This is a genomic window from Actinosynnema sp. NPDC004786 (genome assembly GCF_053601135.1).
In genome coordinates this window covers 17,847-38,844 of the sequence record NZ_JBSGBG010000020.1, presented here as the reverse complement: position 1 = coordinate 38,844, position 20,998 = coordinate 17,847, and the positions used below count along the sequence as shown (strand labels likewise).

Sequence of the window (20,998 nt, the reverse complement as noted above, 5' to 3'; positions counted from 1 at the left end):
CAGGAGCACCGCCATGCCCGAGGCTGTCATCGTCGCCACCGCGCGGTCCCCGATCGGCCGGGCGCGCAAGGGGTCGCTGGTCGACCTGCGCCCCGACGACCTGGCCGCGCAGGTCGTCGCCGCCGCGCTCGACCAGGTGCCCGAACTCGACCCCGCCACGATCACGGACCTGCACCTGGGGTGCGCCGAGCCGCAGGACGAGCACGGCCAGAACATGGCCCGCCGCGTCGCCGTGCAGCTCGGCCTGGACACCCTGCCCGGCACCACGGTCAACCGGTTCTGCGCGTCCTCGGTGCAGACCGCGCGGATGGCGTTCCACGCGATCAAGGCGGGCGAGGGCCACGCGTTCGTCAGCGCGGGCGTCGAGTGCGTGTCCCGCTACCGCCACGGCGACCCGCACCTCAACCCGCTGTTCGACGAGGCCCGCGTACGCACCGAGCGCACCGCCGGGACCAACGAGCCGTGGCACGACCCGCGCGAGGACGGCCTGCTGCCGGACTACTACATCTCAATGGGCCAGACCGCCGAGAACGTGGCGACCCTGCTCGGCATCGGCCGCCGCGACCAGGACGAGTTCGGCGTCCGCTCGCACAACCTGGCCGAGAAGGCCATCGCGGACGGCTTCTACGACCGCGAGATCACCCCGGTGACGCTGCCCGACGGCACGGTCGTCGCCACCGACGACGGCCCGCGCCGGGGCGTCACCTATGACGCCGTCGCGGCGCTCAACCCGTCGTTCCGTCCACAGGGGACGGTCACGCCGGGGAACTGCTGCCCGCTCAACGACGGCGCGGCGGCCGTCGTCGTCATGAGCGACGTGCGGGCGCGGGAACTGGGCCTGACCCCGTTGGCGCGCATCGTGTCCACCGGCGTGTCCGGCCTCTCGCCGGAGATCATGGGCCTCGGCCCGGTCGACGCCACGAAGCAGGCCCTCGCGCACGCCGGCCTCACCATCGACGACATCGACCTGGTCGAGATCAACGAGGCGTTCGCGGTGCAGGTGCTCGGCAGCCAGCGCGCGCTCGGCATCGACATGGACAAGCTCAACGTGCACGGCGGCGCGATCGCCCTGGGCCACCCGTTCGGCTCCACCGGCGCCCGCATCATGACGACCCTGATCAACGGGATGCGCGCGCGGGACGCGCAGTTCGGGCTGGAGACGATGTGCGTCGGCGGCGGTCAGGGCATGGCGATCATCCTGGAGAGGCTGAGCTGAATGGGAATCCTGGACAGGTTCCGGCTGGACGGGCAGGTCGCGATCGTCACCGGCGCGTCCTCCGGCCTCGGCGTGGCGTTCGCGAAGGGCCTCGCTGAGGCGGGGGCGGACGTCGTGCTCGCCGCCCGGCGGGTGGAGCGGCTCAAGGACACCGCGCGGCTGGTCGAGGACGCGGGCCGGCGCGCGCTCGTCGTGCAGGCGGACGTGGCGCAGCCGGACGACTGCCGCGAGGTGGCGCGGGCCGCCGCCGCGTTCGGCCCGGTGCGCGTGCTGGTGAACAACGCGGGCGTCGCGTCGGCGGTGCCCGCGTCCCGGGAGACGCCCGAGCAGTTCCTCGGCGTGGTCGACGTCAACCTCAACGGCGCGTACTGGATGGCGCAGGCCGCCGCGGCCGTGATGACCGACGGCGGCTCGATCGTCAACGTCTCCAGCGTCCTCGGCCTGGTGTCCGGCGGCCTGCCGCAGGCGGCCTACTCGGCGTCCAAGGCGGGCCTGCTCGGCCTGACCCGCGACCTGGCGCGGCAGTGGACGGGCCGCAAGGGCATCCGGGTCAACGCGCTCGCGCCCGGCTACTTCGCCTCCGAGATGACCGACCAGTACCCCGAGGGCTACCTGGAGTCGCACATCGCGCGGCTGCCGATGGGCCGCGTGGGCGACCCGGAGGAGCTGGCCGCGGCCGTCGTGTTCCTCGCGTCGGCGGCGGGCGGCTACACCACCGGCGCGACGTTCGTGGTCGACGGCGGCGTGACGTTGGGCGGCTGATCCCCCCGGTTGTAACCCACCCGGGCGGCACGGCGATCTACCCTCGTGGGCAGGGGAGATCACCGACCGCACGGGGGAGTTCCGTGGTCGCGAGGAGCACGACCGAAGAACCCGGGTTGACCATCCTCGACCCGCCGAGGCCGGTGTTCCGGCGCAAGCGCTTCGTGCTGCCGTTCGCCGTGTCGGCGGGCATCGCGCTGGTCGGCGCGATCGCCCTGTTCGCGGCCGGCACGGTGACGCTGCCGTTCCAGCGGATCACCGTGGTGACCGCGATGATGGCGTCCAAGGCGGTGTACTTCCAGGACGCCGAGGTGCGGCGGATCCTGATGTCGCACGGCGTCGATGTGCGCGTCACCGACTCCGGCGGCTCGCGCGAGATCGCCCGCGACCGGCAGGACCGGGTGCGCGAGTTCGACTTCGTGATGCCGTCCGGGCAGGCGGCGGGCGAGCTGATCCGGGACCGCTTCGGCGGCCGGGTGTTCTACCCGTTCGCCAGCCCGCTCGTGCTCGGCGCGTTCCGCGAGTACGCGCAGGCCCTGGCCGCGCAGGGCATCGCGCGCGAGCAGCCCGACGGCCAGGGCCTGTACTACACCCTCGACCTGACCGCGTTCGTCCGGCTGTCCCTGGCCGCCGACGGGCCGCCGATGACGTGGGAGCGGCTGCGGCAGCCGGTGCCCAACCGCAACCGGATCGTCGCCCAGACGCCCAACCCGTGCGACTCCTACTCTGGCTCGGCGTGGCTCGGCCTGGTCGCCTTCGCGGCGAACGACTCCGCCGCCCCGACCGAGCAGGACGCGCTCGCCGTCGCCGCCACGATCAAACCGGTCTTCGAGATCGAGGGCCTGCACGGCTCCGGCATCGGCACCACGTTCTTCCACCCGGACGGCCGCACCACCGCCCCGGTCGGCGTGATGTACGAGCACCAGTACCTGGCCTACCAGCTCTCGGAGGTGGCCAAGCACGGTCGGGCCGACCGCGAACGGGTCCTGCTCTACCCCGACGCGCACCACCGCACGGAGCCGTGGCTGATCGCGTTCAGCCCGGCCGGCGAGCGGGTCGGCGAGCTGGTGCGCGCCGACCCGCGGCTGCGCCGACGCGCGCTGGAGCTGGGTTTCCGGCTGGACAACGAGGAGTCCACCGCGCTGAACGACCTGCTGAAGGACAAGGGGCTGCCGGAGCCGGAGCTGAGCCGCACCGAGGGCTTCCTGCCCAAGCCGCCCGAGCTGGAGGCCATGATCCGGCAGGTGGGCCGCTGCCCGGAGATCCGGGTGCCGCTGTGAGGCCCGCCCTGCTCCTGCTGCTGGCGGCCGCCGTGCTGGCGGGCTGCGCGACCGGCCCGTCGGAGCGGGTCACGCTGACCGTGCTGGCGAGTTCCGAGCTGGCCGACCTCGCCCCGGTGCTGGCCGACCTGCGCCGCGACACCGGGGTGGAGCTGAGGCTCGACCACCGCGGCACCGTGCGGGCGAGCGAGGACCTGGCCGCGGGCGTGGACCACGACCTGGCCTGGCTCGCCACCAACCGGTACCTGAAGCTGAAGGGGGCCGACCTGCCCCTGTCCACCAGCACGATGCTGTCGCCGCTGGTGGTGGGCGTGAAGGCGGGCAAGGCGGACGCGCTGCGCGGCGCGTCCTGGGCCGACGTGGCGAGCCGCGCGGCGGCGGGGGAGCTGCGGTTCGGGATGGCCGACCCGAGGGTGTCGGGCAGCGGGCTCGCGGCGCTGATCGGGGTGGCCACGGCCGCCGCGGGCACCGGCGCGGCCCTGCGGCCCGAGGACGTCGCCTGCGACAAGCTCCAGGGCTTCCTCGCCGGGCGGGTGTTCGGCGCGGACGGCGCGGCGGAGGTCGGGGACGAGTACGTGCGGCGGCAGGGCGAGGTGGACGCCGTGCTCGCCTACGAGTCGACGGTGCTGTCGCTGAACGCGTCCGGGCAGCTCCGCGAACCGCTGGAGGTCGTGTACCCGCGCGACGGGATCGTGCTGTCCGACTACCCGCTGATGCTGCTGGAACCGGACAAGCGGGCCGCCTACGACCGGGTGGTGGAGTGGCTGCGCACGCCGTCCGCCCAGCGGGCGATCATGGAGCGCACTTACCGCCGTCCCGTCGACCCGCAGGTCGAGCGGGTCGAGGCGCTGCGCGAACCCCTCGGCACGGCGCTGTACTTCCCCGGCACGCAGGAGGTCGTGGACGCCCTGCTCGCCGCCTACGACCGGGCGGGCCGGCCGGCCCGGGTGGTGTTCGTGCTGGACCACTCGACGTCCATGGCGGGCGCGCGGATCGCCGGGCTGCGGGAGGCGTTCGCCACGCTGGGCCGCGCGGGCGGGTTCGACCGGTTCCGGGTCGGGGAGACGGTCGTGCTGGTGCGGTTCGCGGGGACCGTGCTGGAGGAGCGCGCCGTCACGGTGCGCGGCCCGGCCGACCTGGAGGCGCTCGCCGGCGCGTTGGCGTCCGCGGACCTGGCCGACGGCACCGCGATCTGGTCCGCGCTGGACCACGCCTACCGGGTCGTCGGCGACGGCGCGGTGGTGCTGATGACCGACGGCGAGAACAACGCCGGCATGAGCGCGGACGACTTCCTGGCCGCGTGGCCGACGCCGCCGGCGCGCACGTACGCGATCCGGTTCGGCGAGGCCGACCCGGCGGAGCTGGACCGGGTGGCGCGGGCGACCGGCGGGCGGGTCGTGGACGCGGGCGCGGGGTCGCTGCTGGAGGCGGTGAAGGAGATCCGTGGCTGTCGATAGGGCGTTGTGGTGGTCGGTGTGGTGGCCGTGGGCGGTCGTGTGGATCGTGACCGCGCTCGCGCTCGTCGTGGCCGCCGGGGTCGCCGTGTGGGCGTGGCGGTCCCGGCGCCGCTACGCGCCGCCGCGCGAGGCGCCCGGCCTGACGATCTACCTGCACGAGAAGTCCGTGATGGACCTCTACCAGGTCGGCCGGTACGGCGACGCCATGACCAAGGAGGTCGTGGACCGCGTCGGCGTCACCAAGGACGGCAAGATCGCGCTGAAGGGCCTCGACCTGGGGCTGGAGGGCGCGCGGACGTCCGGGCGCGAGGTGGTGAAGACCTACATCGAGCAGTACGAGCCGATCGCGGTGGTCGGCCTGCTGCTGGACGCGCTGGAGTCGGCGTCCGCGGTCGTGCACGTGGACCTGCGCGACCTGACCGTGCTGCGGAACGCGGCGTTGGAGCAGCACCTCCGGGAGGGCGACGCGGTGCGGCTGCGGCGGATCGACTCGTACGTGTCGGTGAAGGGCGTGTTCCGGGTGGCGTCCGACCGGGACGGCACGACCGTGTTCCTGGCGCCGTTCGGCGACCCGGACGACCCGGAGGAGGGGCCGCAGGTGCGGGTCGAGTGCCACCACACCGGGCTGCGCGACGACGTCGTGCCCGAGGGCGGGTTCCAGGCCCGCTGCCTGGGCAAGGTGCAGGCGTGGAAGGCGGACGCGCAGCAGCTGGTCATCCGGCCGATCGCCATGTTCCAGTGAGCGGGCGTGCGATGCTTGGCCCATGGCATCGGTACCGGAACGGCTGATCGACGCCGCGACGCGGTTGTTCGCCGCCAAGGGCTTCGACCGGGTCGCGGTGCAGGACATCGTGGACCTGGCGGGCGTCACCAAGGGCGCCATGTACCACTACTTCGGGTCCAAGGACGACCTGCTGCACGAGATCTACGGCAGCCTGCTGCGCATGCAGACCGAGCGGCTGGAGCACTTCGCGGCCGGGTCGGCGCCGGTGGCCGAGCGGCTGCACGCGGCCGCGGTCGACGTGGTGGTCACGTCGGTGGACAACTTCGACCAGGCGCGGGTCTACTTCCGGTCGGCCGACCACCTCGCCGAGGACAAGCGGCGGGAGATGCGGGCGGAACGGCGGCGCTACCACGAGCGGTTCCGGTCGCTGGTCGAGGAGGGGCAGGCGGAGGGCGTGTTCCGCGCGGACGTGCCCGCGGACCTGACCGTGCACTACTTCTTCGGCTCCGTGCACCACCTCGGCCAGTGGTACAGCGCGGACGGCCCGCTGTCGGCCAAACAGGTGGGGCGGCACTTCGCCGACCTGCTGCTGGCGTCGCTGCGCCCCGTCCCGGGAGGAGACTCGTGAAGTCCGACCTGCACCGCTACCTGCGCACGGCGCGCGAAGCGCTGCTGTGGAAGCTCGACGGCCTGTCGTCCTACGACGTGCGCCGCCCGCTGACGCCCACGGGCACGAACCTGCTGGGCCTGGTGAAGCACCTGGCCGGGGTCGAGGTCGGCTACTTCGGCGACACGTTCGGCCGCCCGTTCGCCGAACCCCTGCCGTGGGCGGCCGAGGACGCCGAGCCGAACGCCGACATGTGGGCCACGGCCGAGGAGTCGCGCGAGGACGTGATCGCCCTCTACCGCCGGGTGTGGGCGCACTCGGACGCCACGATCGAGGAGCTGGACCCGGACGCGCCGGGCGTCGTGCCGTGGTGGCCGGCGGAGCGCCGGCAGGTCACCCTGCACCTCGTGCTGGTGCACGTGATCGCCGAGACGAACCGGCACGCCGGCCACGCCGACATCGTGCGCGAGCTGATCGACGGCGCGGCGGGCCTGCGCCCGGACGCCGACAACCTGGGCGCGGTGGACTGGCCCGCCTACCGGGACCGGCTCGAACGCGTGGCGCGCGAGGCGGACGACTGAGCGTCAGCCCCGCAGCAGCGCGGTGATCCGCTCGAACTCGGCCGCCATCTCGGGCGTGCCGAGGAAGTCGTCCAGGTCCGCCGACACCCGGTAGTCGACCTCTTCGAGGGACACGATCGCCAGCCGGGCGACGGCCTCGACGTCCTCGGGGTCGTCCAGGTAGGCGGCCCACCGGTCCAGCGCCTCGAGCGCGAACACGAGCCGGGGGTCCATGTCGCCGTCGGAGAGTGTGCCCTCGTCGATCCGCTCCAGCCACTCCCGCAGCTGCGCGGACGTGCTGCCCGCCGGGTCCTCGCGGGCCGCCTCGAACGCCCGCCGAGCGTCGTCGTCGAACTCCGCCTCGGCGGCCTCCGCCGACTCGTCGTCGCCGGTCAGCCGCTCGACGACGGCCGCGCCGAGCCGCCGTCTGCCCCGCGCCCCGGCCGCCGCGACCAGGTCGCGGACCGCCTTCTCCACCTCGTGGTACTTCACGGCGTCGATGGTAGGGGCGGCCGCCCGTGGCACGACGCGGGCGGGCACGGCGCTCCCCGGGTGAGGAGCGCCGTGCCCGTCGCGTGCGTCGGCGTCGCGGGCCGGTCAGGCGGCCGGCACGAGCAGCACCACCGTCTCGGCCACGCACGCGGGCTTCGGGTTGTCCTCGATCTCCACGGTCACCCGGACCACGGCCTGCTTGCCCTGCGCCACGTCGGCGACCTCGACCAGCTCGGCGCCCGCCCGCACCCGCGACCCGACGACCACCGGGCTGGGGAACCGCACCTTGTTCAGGCCGTAGTTGACGCCCATCGCCAACCCCTCGACCGTGTAGATGTCGCGCACCAGCAGGGGAATCAGCGACAGGGTCAGGTAGCCGTGCGCGACGGGCGCGCCGAACGGTCCCGCGGCGGCCTTCTCCAGGTCGACGTGGATCCACTGGTGGTCGCCGGTGGCCTCGGCGAACAGGTCGATCTGCGCCTGGGTGATCTCGTGCCACCCGCCGTGGCCCAGGTGCTCGCCCCGGGCGGCGGCCAGCTCGTCCAGGTTCGCGAATACCCGCATGTCAGTCCTTCGGTCCGCCGGCGACGTAGATGACCTGGCCCGACACGAACCCGGCCCCCTCGCTCACCAGGAACGAGGCGGTGTGCGCGATGTCCTCGGGCGTGCCGACCCGCTGCACCGGGATGGCCGCCGCCGCGGCCTTCTTGAACTCCTCGAAGTCGACGCCGACGCGGGCCGCCGTCGCGGCGGTCATGTCGGTCTCGATGAACCCCGGCGCGATCGCGTTGACCGTCACGCCGAACTTGCCCAGCTCGATCGCCAGCGTCTTGGTGAACCCCTGCAGGCCCGCCTTGGCCGCCGAGTAGTTCGCCTGACCCCGGTTGCCCAGCGCGGACGTGCTGGAGAGGTTGACGATCCGGCCCCACTTCGCCTCGGTCTGGAACCTCTGCACCGCGCGGCTCATCAGGAACGACCCGCGCAGGTGCACGGTGATGACCGCGTCCCAGTCGTCGTCGGTCATCTTGAACAGCAGGTTGTCCCGCAGGATGCCCGCGTTGTTGACCAGGACGGTCGGCGCGCCCAGCTCGTCGGCGACCCGTCGCACGGCCGCGTCGACCGCCGCGCTGTCGCCGACGTCCACGCCCACCGCGACGGCGGTCCCGCCGGCCGCCTTGATGGTCTTCACGGCGTCGGCGCAGCTGCCCTCGTCGAGGTCGAGCAGCGCGACGGCCAGGCCGTCCCGCGCGAGCCTCGTGGCTACGGCGGCGCCGATGCCGCGTGCGGCACCGGTGACGATGGCCACCCGTGCGTCCGTCTCGGCCACGGTCACTCCTCCTTGATCCGCTGTTCTAAGCAACCGCTTAGTAACCTACCGGCGAGGTCGCCTTGACGCCAGAGCGCGTCAGGAGAACCATACCGACTGGTCGGAATGCCAGCCAGAGGAGGCGCGGTGGAGTTCTCGGGCAAGGTCGCACTGGTCACCGGGGCCGCGAACGGCATCGGCGCGGGGGTGGCGCGGCGGCTGGCGGCCGGCGGCGCGTCCGTCGTCGTGGCCGACGTGGACGACGAGCGCGGCCGGGCCGTGGCCGACGAGGTGGGCGGCGTGTTCGCGCACTGCGACGTCCGCGACCCCCGGCACAGCGAGGAAGCGGTCGCGCTGGCCGCGGCGCGGTTCGGCGGGCTCGACATCGCCGTGCTCAACGCGGGCATCGCCACCGGCTTCGGCCTGGGCGACGACTTCGACCCCGAGCGGTACCGCGCGGTCATGGGCATCAACCTCGACGGTGTCGTGTACGGCGTGCACGCGGCGCTGCCCGAGCTGCGCAAGCGCGGCGGGCGCATCGTCGCCACCGCCAGCATGGCGGGGCTCATGGCCATGCCCATGGACCCCCTGTACGGCGCGAACAAGGCCGCCGTCGTCGGCCTGGTGCGCGGCCTGGGCCCGGTGCTCGCCGCCGACGGCGTCACGGTCAACGCCGTGTGCCCGTCGTTCGCCGACACGGCCATCATCGCCGACGTCAAGTCCGCGCTGGAGTCCGCCGGCATGCCGGTGATGAGCGTGGACGACGTGGTCGACGCGTTCGTGTCCGTGTTGCGCGACGGCAAAGCCGGTGAATGCTGGTTCGTGCAGGCCGGGCGGCCCAGCGCGCCGTTCACCTTCCCCAACCCTCCCGGGCCGCGCACCGCCACCGGCGACCGCGTGCGGCTCGACCACGACCCGATCGCCGGCAAGGAGAGCTGACACCGTGCGCGCCATCCAGATCACCGAGTTCGGCGGACCCGAGGTCCTCACCGAGGTCGAGCTGCCCGACCCCGTCCCGGGGCCCGGCGAACTGCTCGTCGAGGTCAGCCGCGCGGGCCTCAACTACGCCGACACCCACCAGGCGGAGAACTCCTACCTGGCGAAGATGGAGCTGCCGCTGGTGCCCGGCGGCGAGGTCGTCGGCACGGCCGGCGACCGGCGCGTGGTCGGCCTGACCACCTTCGGCGGCTACGCGGAGCGCGCCGTGGTGCCCGAGGCGACGGCGTTCGACGTGCCCGACGGCGTGGACGACGTGACCGCGCTGAGCATGGTCGTGCAGGGCGCGACGGCGTGGCTGCTGCTGCGCAAGAGCACCCACCTGGAGCCGGGGGAGAGCGTCGTCGTGCACGCCGCCGCCGGCGGGGTCGGCTCCATCGCCGTGCAGCTGGCCCGCAAGTGGGGCGCGGGCCGCGTCATCGCCACCGCGAGCACTCCGGAGAAGCGCGAGCTGGCGCTGGACCTGGGCGCGGACGTCGCGGTCGACTCCACCGCCGAGGACATGACCGAGGCGTTGCGCGAGGCCAACGGCGGGCGACGCGTGGACGTCGTGCTGGACATGACGGGCGGCGCGGTCACCGACCAGAGCCTCGCCGCGCTGGCCCCGTTCGGCCGGCTGGCGTTCTACGGCATGGCGAGCCGCGAACAGCCGACCCCGGTCGACCCGGCCCGCCTGCTGGTCCGCTCGACCGCCGTCGCGGGCATGTGGCTGCCGCACGCGTTCAAGCTCCCGGGCCGCGTCGTGCACCGGGCCATGGCCGAACTGTTCGACCTGGTCCTGGCGGGCGACCTGAAAGCCGTGCCGGGCGGCGAGTACGCCCTGTCCGAGGCCCGCCGCGCCCACGAAGACCTCCGCGCCCGCCGCACCACGGGCAAACTGGTCCTCGACCCGTCCCGCTGACGCCCCGGGCCGACGCGGTCCACCGGGTGGCCGGCTCCCGATTCCCGTCGCGGAACCCGGGGGTCGTCGTGCCGCGGCCCCCGGGTCCCGGTGCGTCAGTCGCTCAGCTCCGCCAGCGCGGCCTTCACCTTGGCCAGCTCGGCCTCCAGCTCCTCCATCCGCGTGCGGTGCTGGGCGCGGGCCGCCTCGATGACCTCGTCGATGCCGCCCGCGATGTCGTCGTGCAGCTCCTTGGCCGCCCGCGACACGGCCGCGGCCGAGATGGACAGGCCCTGCACGACCCGCTTGGTGCCGTGCACCAGGTCGGCCTGCCACTCGCCGTCGGCGGTCCCGGTGACGGTCAGCGTCAGCTCGACCGTCCGGGTCTTCTTGGCCGTCGACTTCGGCCGCTTGGCGGGCTTGGCCTCGGCCTCCGCCGGCTTGTCGGCCTCCGTCGGCTTCTCGGGCTGCTCGGGCTGCGTCACGGGCGCGTCCTCCTGCTGCACGGGTGCGGCGGGCGCCTCGGCGTCCACCTTCTCTTCCTGCTCCACGAGCGTGTCCGCCACGATCTTCTCGTCTTCCTCTCTGCGCATCCGGCTCGACCCGGCGTGATCATAGAACACGTGTTCGATGGTGGGTCGGTTGCCCCGCACAGCGTAGGGTGTCGGCCTTGTGAGCGGTTGGAGGGACTTCTCCGCTCGCCGGTTCCTGGACCGGTTGAGCGACGAACTCGGTGTCACGGCGGTCCTGGCGTCCGGTGTGCCGGCCCCCGGCGTGCTGGCGGCGGTCGACCAGCACGGCGCGGCGGTGCGCGACATCCTCGCGCTGGGCGTGCCCGCGGCGGCGGTGGCGGGCGTGGTGCTGCTCGCCGGGTACGCCGAGGGCGTGCTGGACGAGGCCGCGGCGCGCGGCTGGACACCGCCGGCGATCGTGGACTGGGCGAACGCGGACTGGCTGACGCTCCGCCTCGCCGCCGTCTGCCACCTCGCGGGGCACGACCAGCCGGCGCTGGAAGCCTAGCCCCGGCTACCGGACCGGTCTGCTGACCAGGCGCACGTCCGGCCCGGAGCGGGCGACGTCGACCAGTTCCAGGCGCAGGATCCCGGACATGCTGCGCACCCCGGCGTCCCCGAGCCCGCTGCGGCCCGAGCCGAGCAGCGCGGGCGCGACGTAGGTGACGACCCGGTCCACGAACCCGTGCGCGAGGAAGCCGCCCGCCAGCGTCGGCCCGCCTTCCAGGAACAGCCCGCGCACACCGCGCCCGTGCAGCCCGGCGAGCACCGCCGGCAGGTCCAGCCCCCGCTCGGCCCGCGGCGCCCTCAGCACGTCCGCCACGCCGTCGAGGTGCGCGGCGTCGGCGTCCTCGGCCACCACGACGAGCGTCGGGGCGGCGTCGTCGCAGACCTTGGCGTCCCGGGGCGTCGTGGCGTTGCTGTCGATCACCACGCGCAGCGGCCGGCGGCCGTCCGCGGCGGGTCCGCGCACGGCCAGGCTGGGGTCGTCGGCGCGTTGCGTGCCGGAGCCGACGACGGTCGCGTCACAGCCCGCGCGCAGCAGGTGCACCTCGGCCCGGCTCTCGTCGCCGGTGATCCACCGGCTGGTGCCGTCGGCGGCGGCGACCCGGCCGTCGAGCGTGGCGGCGAACTTGTAGACGACGAACGGCCGGCCCAGGTCCCGGTTCACCGCGTCCCACTCGTCCCGGCCGACCAGCTCGTCGACGCTGAGCCCTCCCACCCGCACCCCTCCCGGTTGTCCACAGGCACGTCGTCGGCCCCGGATCTTGTCGGACCCGGCCGGCAGGATGAAAGCAGGGGTCCCCTTGGCGGGGACCCCTGCGGAGCGTTCGTCGGCCTGCCGGAGCGAGCGTTCGTCGGCGTGCCGGCGCGTTCGTCGGTGGCCCGGAGCGTTCGTCGGCGTGCCGGCGCGTTCGTCCGTGGCCCGGCGCGTTCGTCGGTGCCCGGCGCGCGGCCGGGCCGGACGTCGTCAGCGCTGCTCGCCCGGAGGGTACTGGCCGGGGTGCGGCGGCACGGGCCGCGTCGGCTGACCGGCCGTGCCGGGCTGCTGCACCGGCGTGCCCACCGGCGGCGTCGGCATGGTCGCCGCGTGCGCCGGCGTCTCGGTCATCCGGGACGCACCCGAACCCGGCGCGCCCTGGGCGGCGGTCCGCTGCACGTCCTCACGCCCGCGCTGGTACGCCTCGGCCTGCGCCTTCGCCTGCGGGGCCTCGTTCTCCGCCCTGGTCAGCCACCCCTCCCAGCGCTGCTGCATCGGCTTGACCAGGCCACCGCCCACACCGACCACCGCGATACCGCCGACCGTGGCCAGGATGGCGATCAGGATCGGCGTGGTGACCGTGGTCGCGATGCCGATCTGGTTCAGCGCCGCGATCACGCCGAGCGCGATGATGAACCACGACGCGACCTTGCCCAGCGTCGGCCCGTAGGACAGCCCGCCCAGCGCCCGCGTCGCGATGTCCCGCACCGCCCGCGCGATGGCGGCCGCCACCACGATGATCACGATCGCCACGATCGCCCGCGGCAGCCAGGCCACGATCTCCGTCAGCAGGTCGCTCACCGGGTTCGACCCGAACAGCCCGAACGCGATCTGCAACGCGATCAGCAGCACCGCGTAGTACACGATCTGGGCGACCAGCCCCGAGGCGTCGAACCGCGACCGCGCCAGCGCGTCGCTCAGCCCGCCCCGCTGCACGGCGCGGTCGAAGTGCACCCGCTCCAGCACCTTGTTCACCGCCGTGCGCAGCAACCGGGCGACGATCCACCCGATGAGCAGCACGACCAGGAAACCGACCAGCTTCGGCACGAAGGTCACCACGGAGCGCAGGGCGTCACCGGCGGCGTCGCCGATGCCTTGGGCCTGCGCCGTCTGCGCGGCGAGCAGGGCGTTCATCGTCTTCGACCTCCTCGGACGACCGGTACGTCTTCAGCAACCGGTTACCCGAGGTGGCCGACCCAAACCTGAGCCACCCGGACGAGTGACGCTCAGGTCTGCGCACCCGGTGTCGGGGGCAGCCCCACGGCGCGTTCCACCTCGACGTGCGCGACCCCGGGCACGGCCCCGAGCCGGTCGACCGCACCCGGCGCGACCGACCCGGTGACCACACCCAGCGACTCCAGCACGCTCTCCACCACCATCCCGGCGTCGCGCAGCGCCGAGACCACGGCGGGCAGGCCGGCCGCGCCCGCGTCGGCGACCGAGACCACGACTTTGTCCACGGCCGCCTCCGTCAGGGCCTAGGGAGCTTGCACCAATCCTGCACCCACGTCCGTGGAAGGCAAGCCCAACCTGCGGGCGCTCTGCGACAACCTCGCCCACAGCTCCCAGCCGCGCGCGCCGTGCTTCTCCGCGATGAGCAGCGCCACCCCGGCCACGTGCGGCGTCGCCATGCTCGTGCCCTGGATGCGCTTGTGCATGCCCAGGCCGGCCTCCTCCTTGTTCCAGCTGGAGTAGATGTCCACCCCGGGGCCGACCACGTCGACCTGGCCGATGGTGTCCACCGTGCCGCAGGAGAAGAACGCGACCGACCGGTGCACGTCGACCGCGCCGACGGCCAGGATCGACGGGCAGTTCGCCGGGTGGCCGACCGGCGCGACGGTGTTCGGCCGGGTGCTGTCGTTGCCCGCCGCCGCGATGATCAACGTGCCCTTGGCCATCGCGCGCGTGGCGGCCTGCTCGAAGATCTGCGAGTGCGGCGTGTTCGGGCGCACGGTCGCGCCCAACGACATCGAGACCACCGCGCAGCCGTTCGCGATGGCCCACTCGATGCCCGCCAGGATCCCGCTGTCGGTGCCGCTGCCCCGGTTGGACAGCACCTTGCCCGCGTAGATGTCGGCCTCGTAGGCCACGCCGTAGCCGGGACCGCCGGAGGCGGCCTGGCGCGGACCGGCGGCGGAGCCGATGCAGTGCGTGCCGTGGCCGTGCGCGTCGTCCACGGTCTCGCCCTGCACGAACGACTGCGTGACCACGGTGCGGCCCGCGAAGTCGGGGTGCGCGACGGTGAACCCGGTGTCCAGCACGGCCAGCCGCAGGCCCTTGCCCGTGGCGGAGCAGAGGTTCGCGCCCACCGCCTGCAACCCCCACGTGAACACCGACTCGTCCACGGCCGGGGCCGCCGCCTGGTCGGCGCCCGTGTCGGGCGGCGCGGTGTAGGCGTGCACGACGCGCTCGGCCTCGACCACGGAGATCGGGCCCGGCGCCTCGGCGGCCCGGGTGAGCTGGGCGACCTGGTCGGGCGTCGCGTTGACCACGGCGACGCCCAGGTCCTGGAAGATGACCCCGTCGGCCGCGGCCAGCTCCGCCCGGGTGGCGGAGTCCGCGGTGCTGGCGGCGCTGATCCCGGCGACCCGGCTCATCTCCCGCGCGCCGGCCGTGACCGACTTCTCCTCCAGGAGCACGAGGTAGCGGCCGGTGGTCTCGGCGCCCGTTGGTTGTGACATGACGACCCCCTTCGGGGTTGGGACGGCAGTCAGGTGTAACTCCGGATCGCGTTCGCGTTCAATCGGCCGGAAGGGTCGGCCCGGGCGCGAACGCGGTTCGTCTGCCCTGATGGAGCGGTGAGGTCGCGGGGAGATACAGGTCAGGCTGTCGCGGTCGTCGCCGCATCACGCTTCCGAGTGAACTTCCTGGCCAAGGGCTCCACGACGCGTGCCGCCACCGGTCCCAACACCGCCATGAGCAGCACGTACGCCGTCGCCAGCGCCGCCAGCTCGCCGTCCACCGCGCCGGACGCCACCGTGAGCGACGCGATGACGATCGAGAACTCGCCCCGCGCCACCAGCGCCGCGCCCGCCCGCGCCCGGCCCATCCGCCCGATGTTCTGCCGCCGCGCCGCCCACCACCCGGTGGCCACCTTCGTCAGCGTCGTCACCACGGCCAGCGCCACCGCGAGCCCCAGCACCGGCGGGATCGACGCCGGATCGGTGTTCAGGCCGAACACCACGAAGAACATCGCCGCGAACAGGTCCCGCAACGGCTCCAGCATCCGGGTGGCGTTCTCCGCCGTCGACCCGGAGATCGCGATGCCCAGCAGGAACGCGCCCACCGCCGCCGACACCTGCAGCTGCGACGCCACACCCGCCACCAGCAGCGCCGCGCCCAGCACCTTGAGCAGGAACACCTCGGGGTCGGGGCTGTCCACCACCGCCGACACGTACCGGCCGAACTTCAGCGCGATCACCAGCACCACGGTGATCGCGGCCAGCGAGATGCCCACCGCGGTCAGCCCGCCGACGAAGCTCACGCCCGCCAGCACGGCCGTCAGGATCGGCAGGTAGACCGCCATCGCCAGGTCCTCGAACACCAGCACCGACAGCACCACCGGCGTCTCCCGGTTGCCCAGCCGGCCCAGGTCGCCGAGGACCTTGGCGATGATCCCGGACGACGAGATGTAGGTGACGCCGCCCATCGCCAGCGCCCCCACCGGGCCCCAGCCCAGGATCAGCGCCGCGATCACGCCCGGCGTCGCGTTCAGCACGATGTCCATGAGCCCGGCGGTCCACGACCGCTTGAGCCCGGTCATCAGCTCGGCGGCCGAGTACTCCAGGCCCAGCAGGAGCAGCAGCAGGATCACGCCGATCTCGCTGGACAGGTGCGTGAAGTCCTCGATGCCGTGCAGCGGGACCAGGCCGCCCTGCCCGAAGGCCAGGCCGCCGATCAGGTAGAGCGGGATCGGGGAGATGCCGACCCGCCACGCCATCTTGCCGAGCAAGCCCAGCCCGAAGAAGACCGCACCCAGTTGGATCAGTGCGATTGCGGTGTTGTGCAAGGTGCTCAGCCACCGCCCAGCAACTCGGCCGCGGCGTTCAGGCCGTCCGCGGTGCCGACGACGACGACCAGGTCGCCGCCCTCGAAGGGGAAGTCGGGGCGCGGCGACGGGTGCACCGAGCCGCGGCGCACGACGGCCACGATGGACGCGCCGGTGCGGGTGCGCAGCTCCGTCTCGGCCAGCGGGCTGCCGTCGAACCGGGAGCCGGGCACGATCGGGAACTGCTTGGTGGAGATGCCCGCGACCTCGCGGTGCTGCTCCTGCAGGTGCGCGACGAGCTGCGGCGAGCCGAGCAGCCCGGCCAGCGTGCTCGCCTCGGCCGGCGTCAGCGCTATGGACGTCGCGCAATCGTCCGGGTCGTCGCGGCGCGACACGATCAGCTCGAACTTGCCGTCACGGTGTGTGATCACCCCGATCCGGCGGCCGGCACGGATCATGAAGTCCTGCCGGGTGCCGATCCCCGGAAGCGGCGTCACCTCGACGTTCACATCATGTGATCCTAGACGAATGGGTACACGTGTTCGGGCGATCCGTCGCGGATGGGTGGTTCGCGACCGCGTGCCCGGTCCGGACGTGGACGAGTTCGCCGAACCGGAGCGGATCGTCACCGCACTGGCCCGCGCCCGTCCGGGCACGTTGCTCGCCGTGCAGCACCCCCACCGGACGCCCGCCGCGCTCGCCGCCGGCCAGGGCCTGCTCGACGCCCTGCCGCACGCCGTCGCCGAGCTGGCCCGCCTGCGGCGGACCGCCTACCGGGAGGTGCACGACGTGGTCGCCCCCTATCGGGTGGACGGCCCCGACGGCACCGCCTACGGGCTGTTGTGCATGGTGGACCCGGCGGAGGTCGGCCACACCGAGGAGGTCTACCCGGACGTGGTCGCCGAACGCGCCCGCGTGCTGACCGCCCTGGGCTGCGTGACGAGCGCCGCGATGCTGGTGCCGGTGGCCCGCGAGGTGCGGCTGACGCGGTTGGTCGCCGAGGTGGACGACGAACCGGCCGCGTCCGTCGTCGACCCGGGCGGGCGGCGGCACTGGCTGTGGCTGGTCGGGCCGGGCGAACGGCAGGAGGCCCTGCTGGCCGCCGCGGGCGAGCACCCGCTGATGGTCGCCGACGGCAACCACCGGGTCGCCGCGTCGGCCGGCCTGCCGGGCCTGCTGGCCCTGGTCACGGCGGGTCCGGACCTGAGGGTGGGGCCGATCCACCGGGCCGTCGCCGGCACCGGCCTGACCCTGGCCGACATGACGGCCGCGTGGCGGGGGCTCGGGCTCGCGGTGACCCCGGTCGAGGCTGGCACCCCGCCGTCACCCGGGGCCGTGGTCGTGGTGGCGGGGCCGGACGCGGTCCGCGTCGACCTGCCGTCCGCCGGCGTGGACCACGCCTGCGTCGAGGACGTGCTGCTGGACGAGGCGCTCGGGCTGGACCCGGAGAGCCCGCACGTGCGGCCGGTCACCGGCGACCTGCCCGACCCGGCCTCGGTGGACGCCGTCCTGCTGATCGCCCCCGTGCCGCCGGCGGACGTGCTGGCCGTCCACGCCGCGGGCGGCCGGATGCCGCGCAAGAGCACCTACTTCACCCCCAAGCCGCGCAGCGGCCTGCTGCTGGCCGACCTGGACTGACCGCCGCCGGGGGACCGGGACCGGACGGTCGCCGAACCGGGGCCGGCGTGGTTCCCGGGCCGGCCAGGTTCCGAACCGGAGCCCGCCGGGCTCGAACCCCGGCCCGCCGGCTTCCGAGCCGAGCGCCCACGCGGGTTCCGGACCGAGGCCCCGCGAACGGGCACGGCTCTCGGCCGTCGGGAGTTGTCCACAGGCCGCCCCTCCGTGCCCCCGAACCGTCCGCCCGGGCCGGCAGGATAAAAGCATGGGGTCCCCTGGGCGGGGACGCCTGCGCAGCGTGGCCCGGCACCCGCCGCGAGGCCCGTCCCGGGGCGCAGCCGCAAGATCACCCGCCCACCGCCCGCACCGTCCACCGGCCCGCGGCGAACCGAACCCGGACGGCGCAACCCGCCTCGAACGGACGTTCCGGCGGCCACCGGCCACCTGATGCGGGTGTGACGGGCCGCACCAGGCACAATTGGAGGTTGACGACCGTCGTCGCGTTGAGGAGGAAAACCCCGTGGGACACGGTGAGCTGCGTGGCGTGGTGGCCCTCGACGGGCCCTCCGGCACCGGCAAGTCCTCCGCAGCGCGCCGGCTCGCGGCCACCCTCGGCGCGCGCTACCTCGACACCGGCGCGATGTACCGGGCGGTGACGCTGGCCGTGCTGCGCGCCGGCGTCGACCCCACCGACGACGTCAAGGTCGCCGAGGTCGCGGACGCGGCCCTGGTGGTCCAGGGCACCGACCCGGAGCGCTCCACCACCTCCCTCGACGGCGACGACGTCGGCGCGGAGATCCGCGGCCCCGAGGTGACGCTGGCCGTGTCCCCGGTGTCGGCCGTGCCCGCCGTGCGCGAGCTGCTGGTCGCCGAGCAGCGCCGGATCATCGCCGAAGCGGTCGACGAGGCGGGCGGCATCGTGGTCGAAGGCCGCGACATCGGCACCGTCGTCGTGCCCGACGCGCCGCTCAAGGTCTACCTGACCGCCGACGCCGAGGCCCGCGCCCTGCGCCGCGCCAGGCAGGACAACGACTCCGGCCGCGCGTCCACGCTGGACGCCACGCTCGCCGACGTGCAGCGGCGCGACGCCTACGACTCGTCCCGCGCCGTGTCGCCGCTGCGCGCCGCCGAGGACGCGATCGTGCTCGACACCACGTCGCTCGACCTCCCCGGCACGCTGACCGCGTTGCTGGACCTGGTCGACGCCCGCGGTCTGCTGGCCCAGCCGAGCGGACGGGTGCGCGGGTGACCGACCAGCTCCCCGAGGGGTCGCTGACCTGGCTGCACGACGTCGGCCGCTGGATCGCCCGCCGACCCTTCCGGATGCCGTTCCGCGTCCGGGCGCGCGGCGTGTCGCGGGTGCCGTCGAGAGGCCCGGTGGTCGTCGTGGCCAACCACAGCTCGATGGTGGACGGACCGATATTGTTCGGCGTCCTGCCCCGGCGTGTGGTGTTCTTGATCAAGCAGGAGATGTTCAAGGGCGTGGTGGGCACGCTGCTGCGCAAGATCGGCCAACTGGCCGTGCGGCGCGGCGAGCCCGACCGCGCGCCGCTGCTCGCCGCCCAACGGGTGCTGCGGGCGGGCGGCGTGGTCGGCGTGTTCCCCGAGGGCACGCGCGGCACGGGCGACGTGGCGCAGGCCCAGGCCGGCGCGGCCTGGCTCGCCCGCACGACCGGCGCGGTCGTCGTGCCCGTCGCGTGCCGGGGCACCCTGCGCCCGGCCGGGACCCGACGGAGGTTCCGGCCCGTGGTGGACGTGCTCGTGGGTGAGCCGTTCGAGCTGCCCGGCGACAAGGGTCGCCAGGCGCTCGTCAAGGCCACCGAGCAGGTCCGCGACCGCTTGGCCACGCTGGTGGCCGAGCTCGACAGCCAGCGAGGAGAAGCACGATGACGGACTTGGACGGCACCTGGGCGGACGAGTCCGACTGGACCGCGTTCGAGGACACGGCCCAGGACGAGGAGGCCGCCGCGCCGCCGATGCCCGTGCTGGCCGTCGTGGGCCGGCCGAACGTCGGCAAGTCGACGCTGGTCAACCGCATCATCGGCCGCCGCGAAGCGGTCGTGCAGGACGTGCCCGGCGTGACCCGCGACCGCGTCGCCTACGACGCGCTCTGGAATGGCCGCAAGTTCACCGTGGTCGACACCGGCGGCTGGGAGCCCGACGCCACCGGCATGATGGCCTCGGTCGCCGCCCAGGCCGAACTCGCCATGGCCACCGCCGACGCGATCCTGTTCGTGGTCGACGCCACCGTCGGCGCGACCACCACCGACGAGGCCGCGGTCAAGCTGCTGCGCCGGTCCAAGCGACCCGTGCTGCTGGTCGCGAACAAGGTCGACGACGAGCGGCTGGTGGCCGAGGTCGCGGCGCTGTGGTCGCTCGGCCTCGGCGAGCCCATCCCGGTGTCCGGCCTGCACGGCCGCGGCTCCGGCGACATGCTCGACGCCATCCTCAAGGCCCTGCCGGAGACGCCGCGCGAGACGTTCGAGGCCGTCCGCGGCGGACCGCGCCGGGTGGCGCTCGTCGGCCGGCCCAACGTCGGCAAGTCGTCCCTGCTCAACCGCCTGACCGGCGAGAACCGGTCCGTCGTGCACGACGTCGCGGGCACCACCGTCGACCCCGTCGACTCCCTGGTCGAGCTGGACGACGAGCTGTGGCGGTTCGTCGACACCGCCGGCCTGCGCAAGCGGGTCAACTTCGCCTCCGGCGCGGAGTACTACGCGTCGCTGCGCACCAAGGCCGCGATCGAGTCCGCCGAGGTCGCGATCGTGCTGCTGGACGCGTCCGAGCCGATCAGCGAGCAGGACCTGCGGGTGCTGACCATGGTCGTGGAGTCGGGCCGGGCGTGCGTGCTGGCGTTCAACAAGTGGGACCTCGTGGACGAGGACCGGCGTCACGCCATGGTGCGCGAGCTGGAACGCGGGCTCGTCCGGGTGCCGTGGGCGGAGCGGGTGAACATCTCCGCGTTGACGGGACGTGCCGTGCGCAAGCTCGCGCCCGCCCTGCGGACCGCCTTGAACTCGTGGGACACCCGCGTGCCGACCGGTCGGCTGAACTCGTGGCTGACCGACCTCATCGCCGCCACCCCGCCGCCCGTGCGCGGCGGCAAGCAGCCGAAGGTCCTGTTCGCCACCCAGGCCGGGACGAGGCCGCCGACGTTCGTGCTGTTCACCACCGGTTTCCTGGAGGCGGGCTACCGCCGGTTCATCGAGCGCAAGCTGCGCGAGGAGTTCGGCTTCCAGGGCAGCCCGGTGCGGATCTCCGTGCGGGTGCGGGAGAAGCGCCCCAAGAAGTGACCCGGACCCGACCGCCGACCGACCCGTGACGCGGCCCGCGGACCGGC

General features: G+C 73.9%; 24 protein-coding genes. 14 read left to right on the top strand and 10 right to left on the bottom strand.

What is annotated here, in order from left to right; translation table 11 throughout:
- The first annotated feature begins 13 nt into the window (after positions 1-13).
- The 7 genes from ACWEFJ_RS19610 (at position 14) to ACWEFJ_RS19580 (ending at position 6,627) form a co-directional block, all read left to right on the top strand.
- On the top strand, positions 14-1,216 hold the full coding sequence (locus tag ACWEFJ_RS19610; RefSeq protein ID WP_449714594.1) for an acetyl-CoA C-acetyltransferase: 1,203 nt from the start codon (positions 14-16) through the stop codon (positions 1,214-1,216).
- Complete coding sequence (locus tag ACWEFJ_RS19605) at positions 1,217-1,978, top strand: SDR family NAD(P)-dependent oxidoreductase (RefSeq protein WP_378094550.1); 762 nt, start codon at positions 1,217-1,219, stop codon at positions 1,976-1,978. It begins immediately after the preceding gene.
- A gap of 116 nt (positions 1,979-2,094) precedes the next feature.
- The gene (locus tag ACWEFJ_RS19600; protein WP_449714593.1) at positions 2,095-3,258 is read left to right on the top strand and encodes a hypothetical protein; all 1,164 of its coding nucleotides are present in this window, start codon (positions 2,095-2,097) and stop codon (positions 3,256-3,258) included.
- On the top strand, positions 3,255-4,715 hold the full coding sequence (locus ACWEFJ_RS19595) for a substrate-binding domain-containing protein (RefSeq protein ID WP_449714592.1): 1,461 nt from the start codon (positions 3,255-3,257) through the stop codon (positions 4,713-4,715). The genes ACWEFJ_RS19600 and ACWEFJ_RS19595 overlap by 4 nt, the downstream gene beginning before the upstream one ends.
- Positions 4,702-5,457, top strand: a complete 756-nt coding sequence (locus ACWEFJ_RS19590; protein ID WP_378094556.1) for a hypothetical protein — start codon at positions 4,702-4,704, stop codon at positions 5,455-5,457. The genes ACWEFJ_RS19595 and ACWEFJ_RS19590 overlap by 14 nt, the downstream gene beginning before the upstream one ends.
- A 22-nt stretch (positions 5,458-5,479) precedes the next feature.
- Positions 5,480-6,067 (top strand): TetR/AcrR family transcriptional regulator, encoded by a 588-nt coding sequence (locus ACWEFJ_RS19585; protein ID WP_378094558.1) that lies wholly within the window; start codon positions 5,480-5,482, stop codon positions 6,065-6,067.
- Positions 6,064-6,627, top strand: coding sequence for a DinB family protein (locus ACWEFJ_RS19580; RefSeq protein WP_378094560.1), 564 nt, complete (start codon positions 6,064-6,066; stop codon positions 6,625-6,627). The genes ACWEFJ_RS19585 and ACWEFJ_RS19580 overlap by 4 nt, the downstream gene beginning before the upstream one ends.
- Before the next feature lie 3 nt (positions 6,628-6,630).
- On the opposite strand, the gene ACWEFJ_RS19575 is transcribed toward ACWEFJ_RS19580, so the two are convergent.
- The 3 genes from ACWEFJ_RS19575 to fabG all read right to left on the bottom strand — a co-directional run bounded on the left by ACWEFJ_RS19575 (position 6,631) and on the right by fabG (position 8,425).
- Positions 6,631-7,098 carry a hypothetical protein gene (locus ACWEFJ_RS19575; RefSeq protein WP_449714591.1) on the bottom strand — a complete coding sequence of 156 codons (468 nt, stop codon included), beginning with the start codon at positions 7,096-7,098 and terminating at the stop codon, positions 6,631-6,633.
- 105 nt (positions 7,099-7,203) lie between these two features.
- Complete coding sequence (locus ACWEFJ_RS19570) at positions 7,204-7,662, bottom strand: MaoC family dehydratase (protein ID WP_449714590.1); 459 nt, start codon at positions 7,660-7,662, stop codon at positions 7,204-7,206.
- Position 7,663: 1 nt separating this feature from the next.
- Positions 7,664-8,425 (bottom strand): 3-oxoacyl-ACP reductase FabG, encoded by a 762-nt coding sequence (gene fabG / locus ACWEFJ_RS19565; protein WP_378091866.1) that lies wholly within the window; start codon positions 8,423-8,425, stop codon positions 7,664-7,666.
- 126 nt (positions 8,426-8,551) lie between these two features.
- Here fabG and ACWEFJ_RS19560 point away from each other — a divergent pair, with 126 nt between their 5' ends.
- Together ACWEFJ_RS19560 and ACWEFJ_RS19555 are read left to right on the top strand one after the other, a co-directional pair.
- The gene (locus tag ACWEFJ_RS19560; RefSeq protein ID WP_449714589.1) at positions 8,552-9,343 is read left to right on the top strand and encodes an SDR family NAD(P)-dependent oxidoreductase; all 792 of its coding nucleotides are present in this window, start codon (positions 8,552-8,554) and stop codon (positions 9,341-9,343) included.
- A 4-nt stretch (positions 9,344-9,347) separates the two neighbouring features.
- Complete coding sequence (locus ACWEFJ_RS19555; protein WP_378091862.1) at positions 9,348-10,301, top strand: quinone oxidoreductase family protein; 954 nt, start codon at positions 9,348-9,350, stop codon at positions 10,299-10,301.
- A gap of 95 nt (positions 10,302-10,396) precedes the next feature.
- Here ACWEFJ_RS19555 and ACWEFJ_RS19550 read toward each other — a convergent pair whose 3' ends face one another.
- Positions 10,397-10,873: a DUF6319 family protein gene (locus ACWEFJ_RS19550; RefSeq protein ID WP_449714588.1), complete on the bottom strand. Its 477-nt coding sequence runs from the start codon at positions 10,871-10,873 to the stop codon at positions 10,397-10,399.
- Between the two features lie 79 nt (positions 10,874-10,952).
- Between ACWEFJ_RS19550 and ACWEFJ_RS19545 the strand changes: the two genes are divergently transcribed.
- Entirely contained in the window at positions 10,953-11,300 is a 348-nt protein-coding gene (locus ACWEFJ_RS19545; protein ID WP_378091858.1) for a DUF6401 family natural product biosynthesis protein, read from the top strand.
- A 6-nt stretch (positions 11,301-11,306) separates the two neighbouring features.
- On the opposite strand, the gene ACWEFJ_RS19540 is transcribed toward ACWEFJ_RS19545, so the two are convergent.
- From ACWEFJ_RS19540 to ACWEFJ_RS19515, 6 genes are all read right to left on the bottom strand, one after another.
- Positions 11,307-12,014 (bottom strand): RibD family protein, encoded by a 708-nt coding sequence (locus ACWEFJ_RS19540; RefSeq protein ID WP_378091856.1) that lies wholly within the window; start codon positions 12,012-12,014, stop codon positions 11,307-11,309.
- 249 nt (positions 12,015-12,263) lie between these two features.
- The gene (locus tag ACWEFJ_RS19535; RefSeq protein ID WP_378091854.1) at positions 12,264-13,187 is read right to left on the bottom strand and encodes a mechanosensitive ion channel family protein; all 924 of its coding nucleotides are present in this window, start codon (positions 13,185-13,187) and stop codon (positions 12,264-12,266) included.
- 92 nt (positions 13,188-13,279) lie between these two features.
- Positions 13,280-13,513 (bottom strand): hypothetical protein, encoded by a 234-nt coding sequence (locus ACWEFJ_RS19530; RefSeq protein WP_378091852.1) that lies wholly within the window; start codon positions 13,511-13,513, stop codon positions 13,280-13,282.
- A gap of 18 nt (positions 13,514-13,531) precedes the next feature.
- Positions 13,532-14,734, bottom strand: coding sequence for a S8 family serine peptidase (locus tag ACWEFJ_RS19525; protein WP_378091850.1), 1,203 nt, complete (start codon positions 14,732-14,734; stop codon positions 13,532-13,534).
- A gap of 140 nt (positions 14,735-14,874) precedes the next feature.
- The gene (locus ACWEFJ_RS19520) at positions 14,875-16,062 is read right to left on the bottom strand and encodes a cation:proton antiporter (RefSeq protein WP_378091848.1); all 1,188 of its coding nucleotides are present in this window, start codon (positions 16,060-16,062) and stop codon (positions 14,875-14,877) included.
- Positions 16,063-16,067: 5 nt separating this feature from the next.
- Entirely contained in the window at positions 16,068-16,550 is a 483-nt protein-coding gene (locus tag ACWEFJ_RS19515; RefSeq protein ID WP_378091846.1) for a cation:proton antiporter regulatory subunit, read from the bottom strand.
- Between the two features lie 19 nt (positions 16,551-16,569).
- Here ACWEFJ_RS19515 and ACWEFJ_RS19510 point away from each other — a divergent pair, with 19 nt between their 5' ends.
- The 4 genes from ACWEFJ_RS19510 (at position 16,570) to der (ending at position 20,951) form a co-directional block, all read left to right on the top strand.
- The gene (locus ACWEFJ_RS19510) at positions 16,570-17,679 is read left to right on the top strand and encodes a DUF1015 family protein (RefSeq protein ID WP_449714587.1); all 1,110 of its coding nucleotides are present in this window, start codon (positions 16,570-16,572) and stop codon (positions 17,677-17,679) included.
- Between the two features lie 499 nt (positions 17,680-18,178).
- Positions 18,179-18,907 carry a (d)CMP kinase gene (cmk, locus tag ACWEFJ_RS19505; RefSeq protein ID WP_378091842.1) on the top strand — a complete coding sequence of 243 codons (729 nt, stop codon included), beginning with the start codon at positions 18,179-18,181 and terminating at the stop codon, positions 18,905-18,907.
- A complete protein-coding gene (locus ACWEFJ_RS19500) occupies positions 18,904-19,548 on the top strand; it encodes a lysophospholipid acyltransferase family protein (RefSeq protein WP_449714586.1) in 645 nt (214 codons plus the stop codon). The genes cmk and ACWEFJ_RS19500 overlap by 4 nt, the downstream gene beginning before the upstream one ends.
- On the top strand, positions 19,545-20,951 hold the full coding sequence (der, locus tag ACWEFJ_RS19495; protein WP_449714585.1) for a ribosome biogenesis GTPase Der: 1,407 nt from the start codon (positions 19,545-19,547) through the stop codon (positions 20,949-20,951). The genes ACWEFJ_RS19500 and der overlap by 4 nt, the downstream gene beginning before the upstream one ends.
- The last annotated feature ends 47 nt before the right edge of the window (positions 20,952-20,998 follow it).

Excerpts from the sequence above, each read along its gene's own strand:
- ACWEFJ_RS19510 (WP_449714587.1), top strand. The coding sequence starts at position 16,570 with ATGGGTACACGTGTTCGGGCGATCCGTCGCGGATGGGTGGTTCGCGAC.
- ACWEFJ_RS19605 (WP_378094550.1), top strand. The coding sequence starts at position 1,217 with ATGGGAATCCTGGACAGGTTCCGGCTGGACGGGCAGGTCGCGATCGTC.
- ACWEFJ_RS19535 (WP_378091854.1), bottom strand. The coding sequence starts at position 13,187 with ATGAACGCCCTGCTCGCCGCGCAGACGGCGCAGGCCCAAGGCATCGGC.
- ACWEFJ_RS19570 (WP_449714590.1), bottom strand. The coding sequence starts at position 7,662 with ATGCGGGTATTCGCGAACCTGGACGAGCTGGCCGCCGCCCGGGGCGAG.
- ACWEFJ_RS19585 (WP_378094558.1), top strand. The coding sequence starts at position 5,480 with ATGGCATCGGTACCGGAACGGCTGATCGACGCCGCGACGCGGTTGTTC.
- ACWEFJ_RS19550 (WP_449714588.1), bottom strand. The coding sequence starts at position 10,873 with ATGCGCAGAGAGGAAGACGAGAAGATCGTGGCGGACACGCTCGTGGAG.
- der (WP_449714585.1), top strand. The coding sequence starts at position 19,545 with ATGACGGACTTGGACGGCACCTGGGCGGACGAGTCCGACTGGACCGCG.
- ACWEFJ_RS19610 (WP_449714594.1), top strand. The coding sequence starts at position 14 with ATGCCCGAGGCTGTCATCGTCGCCACCGCGCGGTCCCCGATCGGCCGG.
- ACWEFJ_RS19525 (WP_378091850.1), bottom strand. The coding sequence starts at position 14,734 with ATGTCACAACCAACGGGCGCCGAGACCACCGGCCGCTACCTCGTGCTC.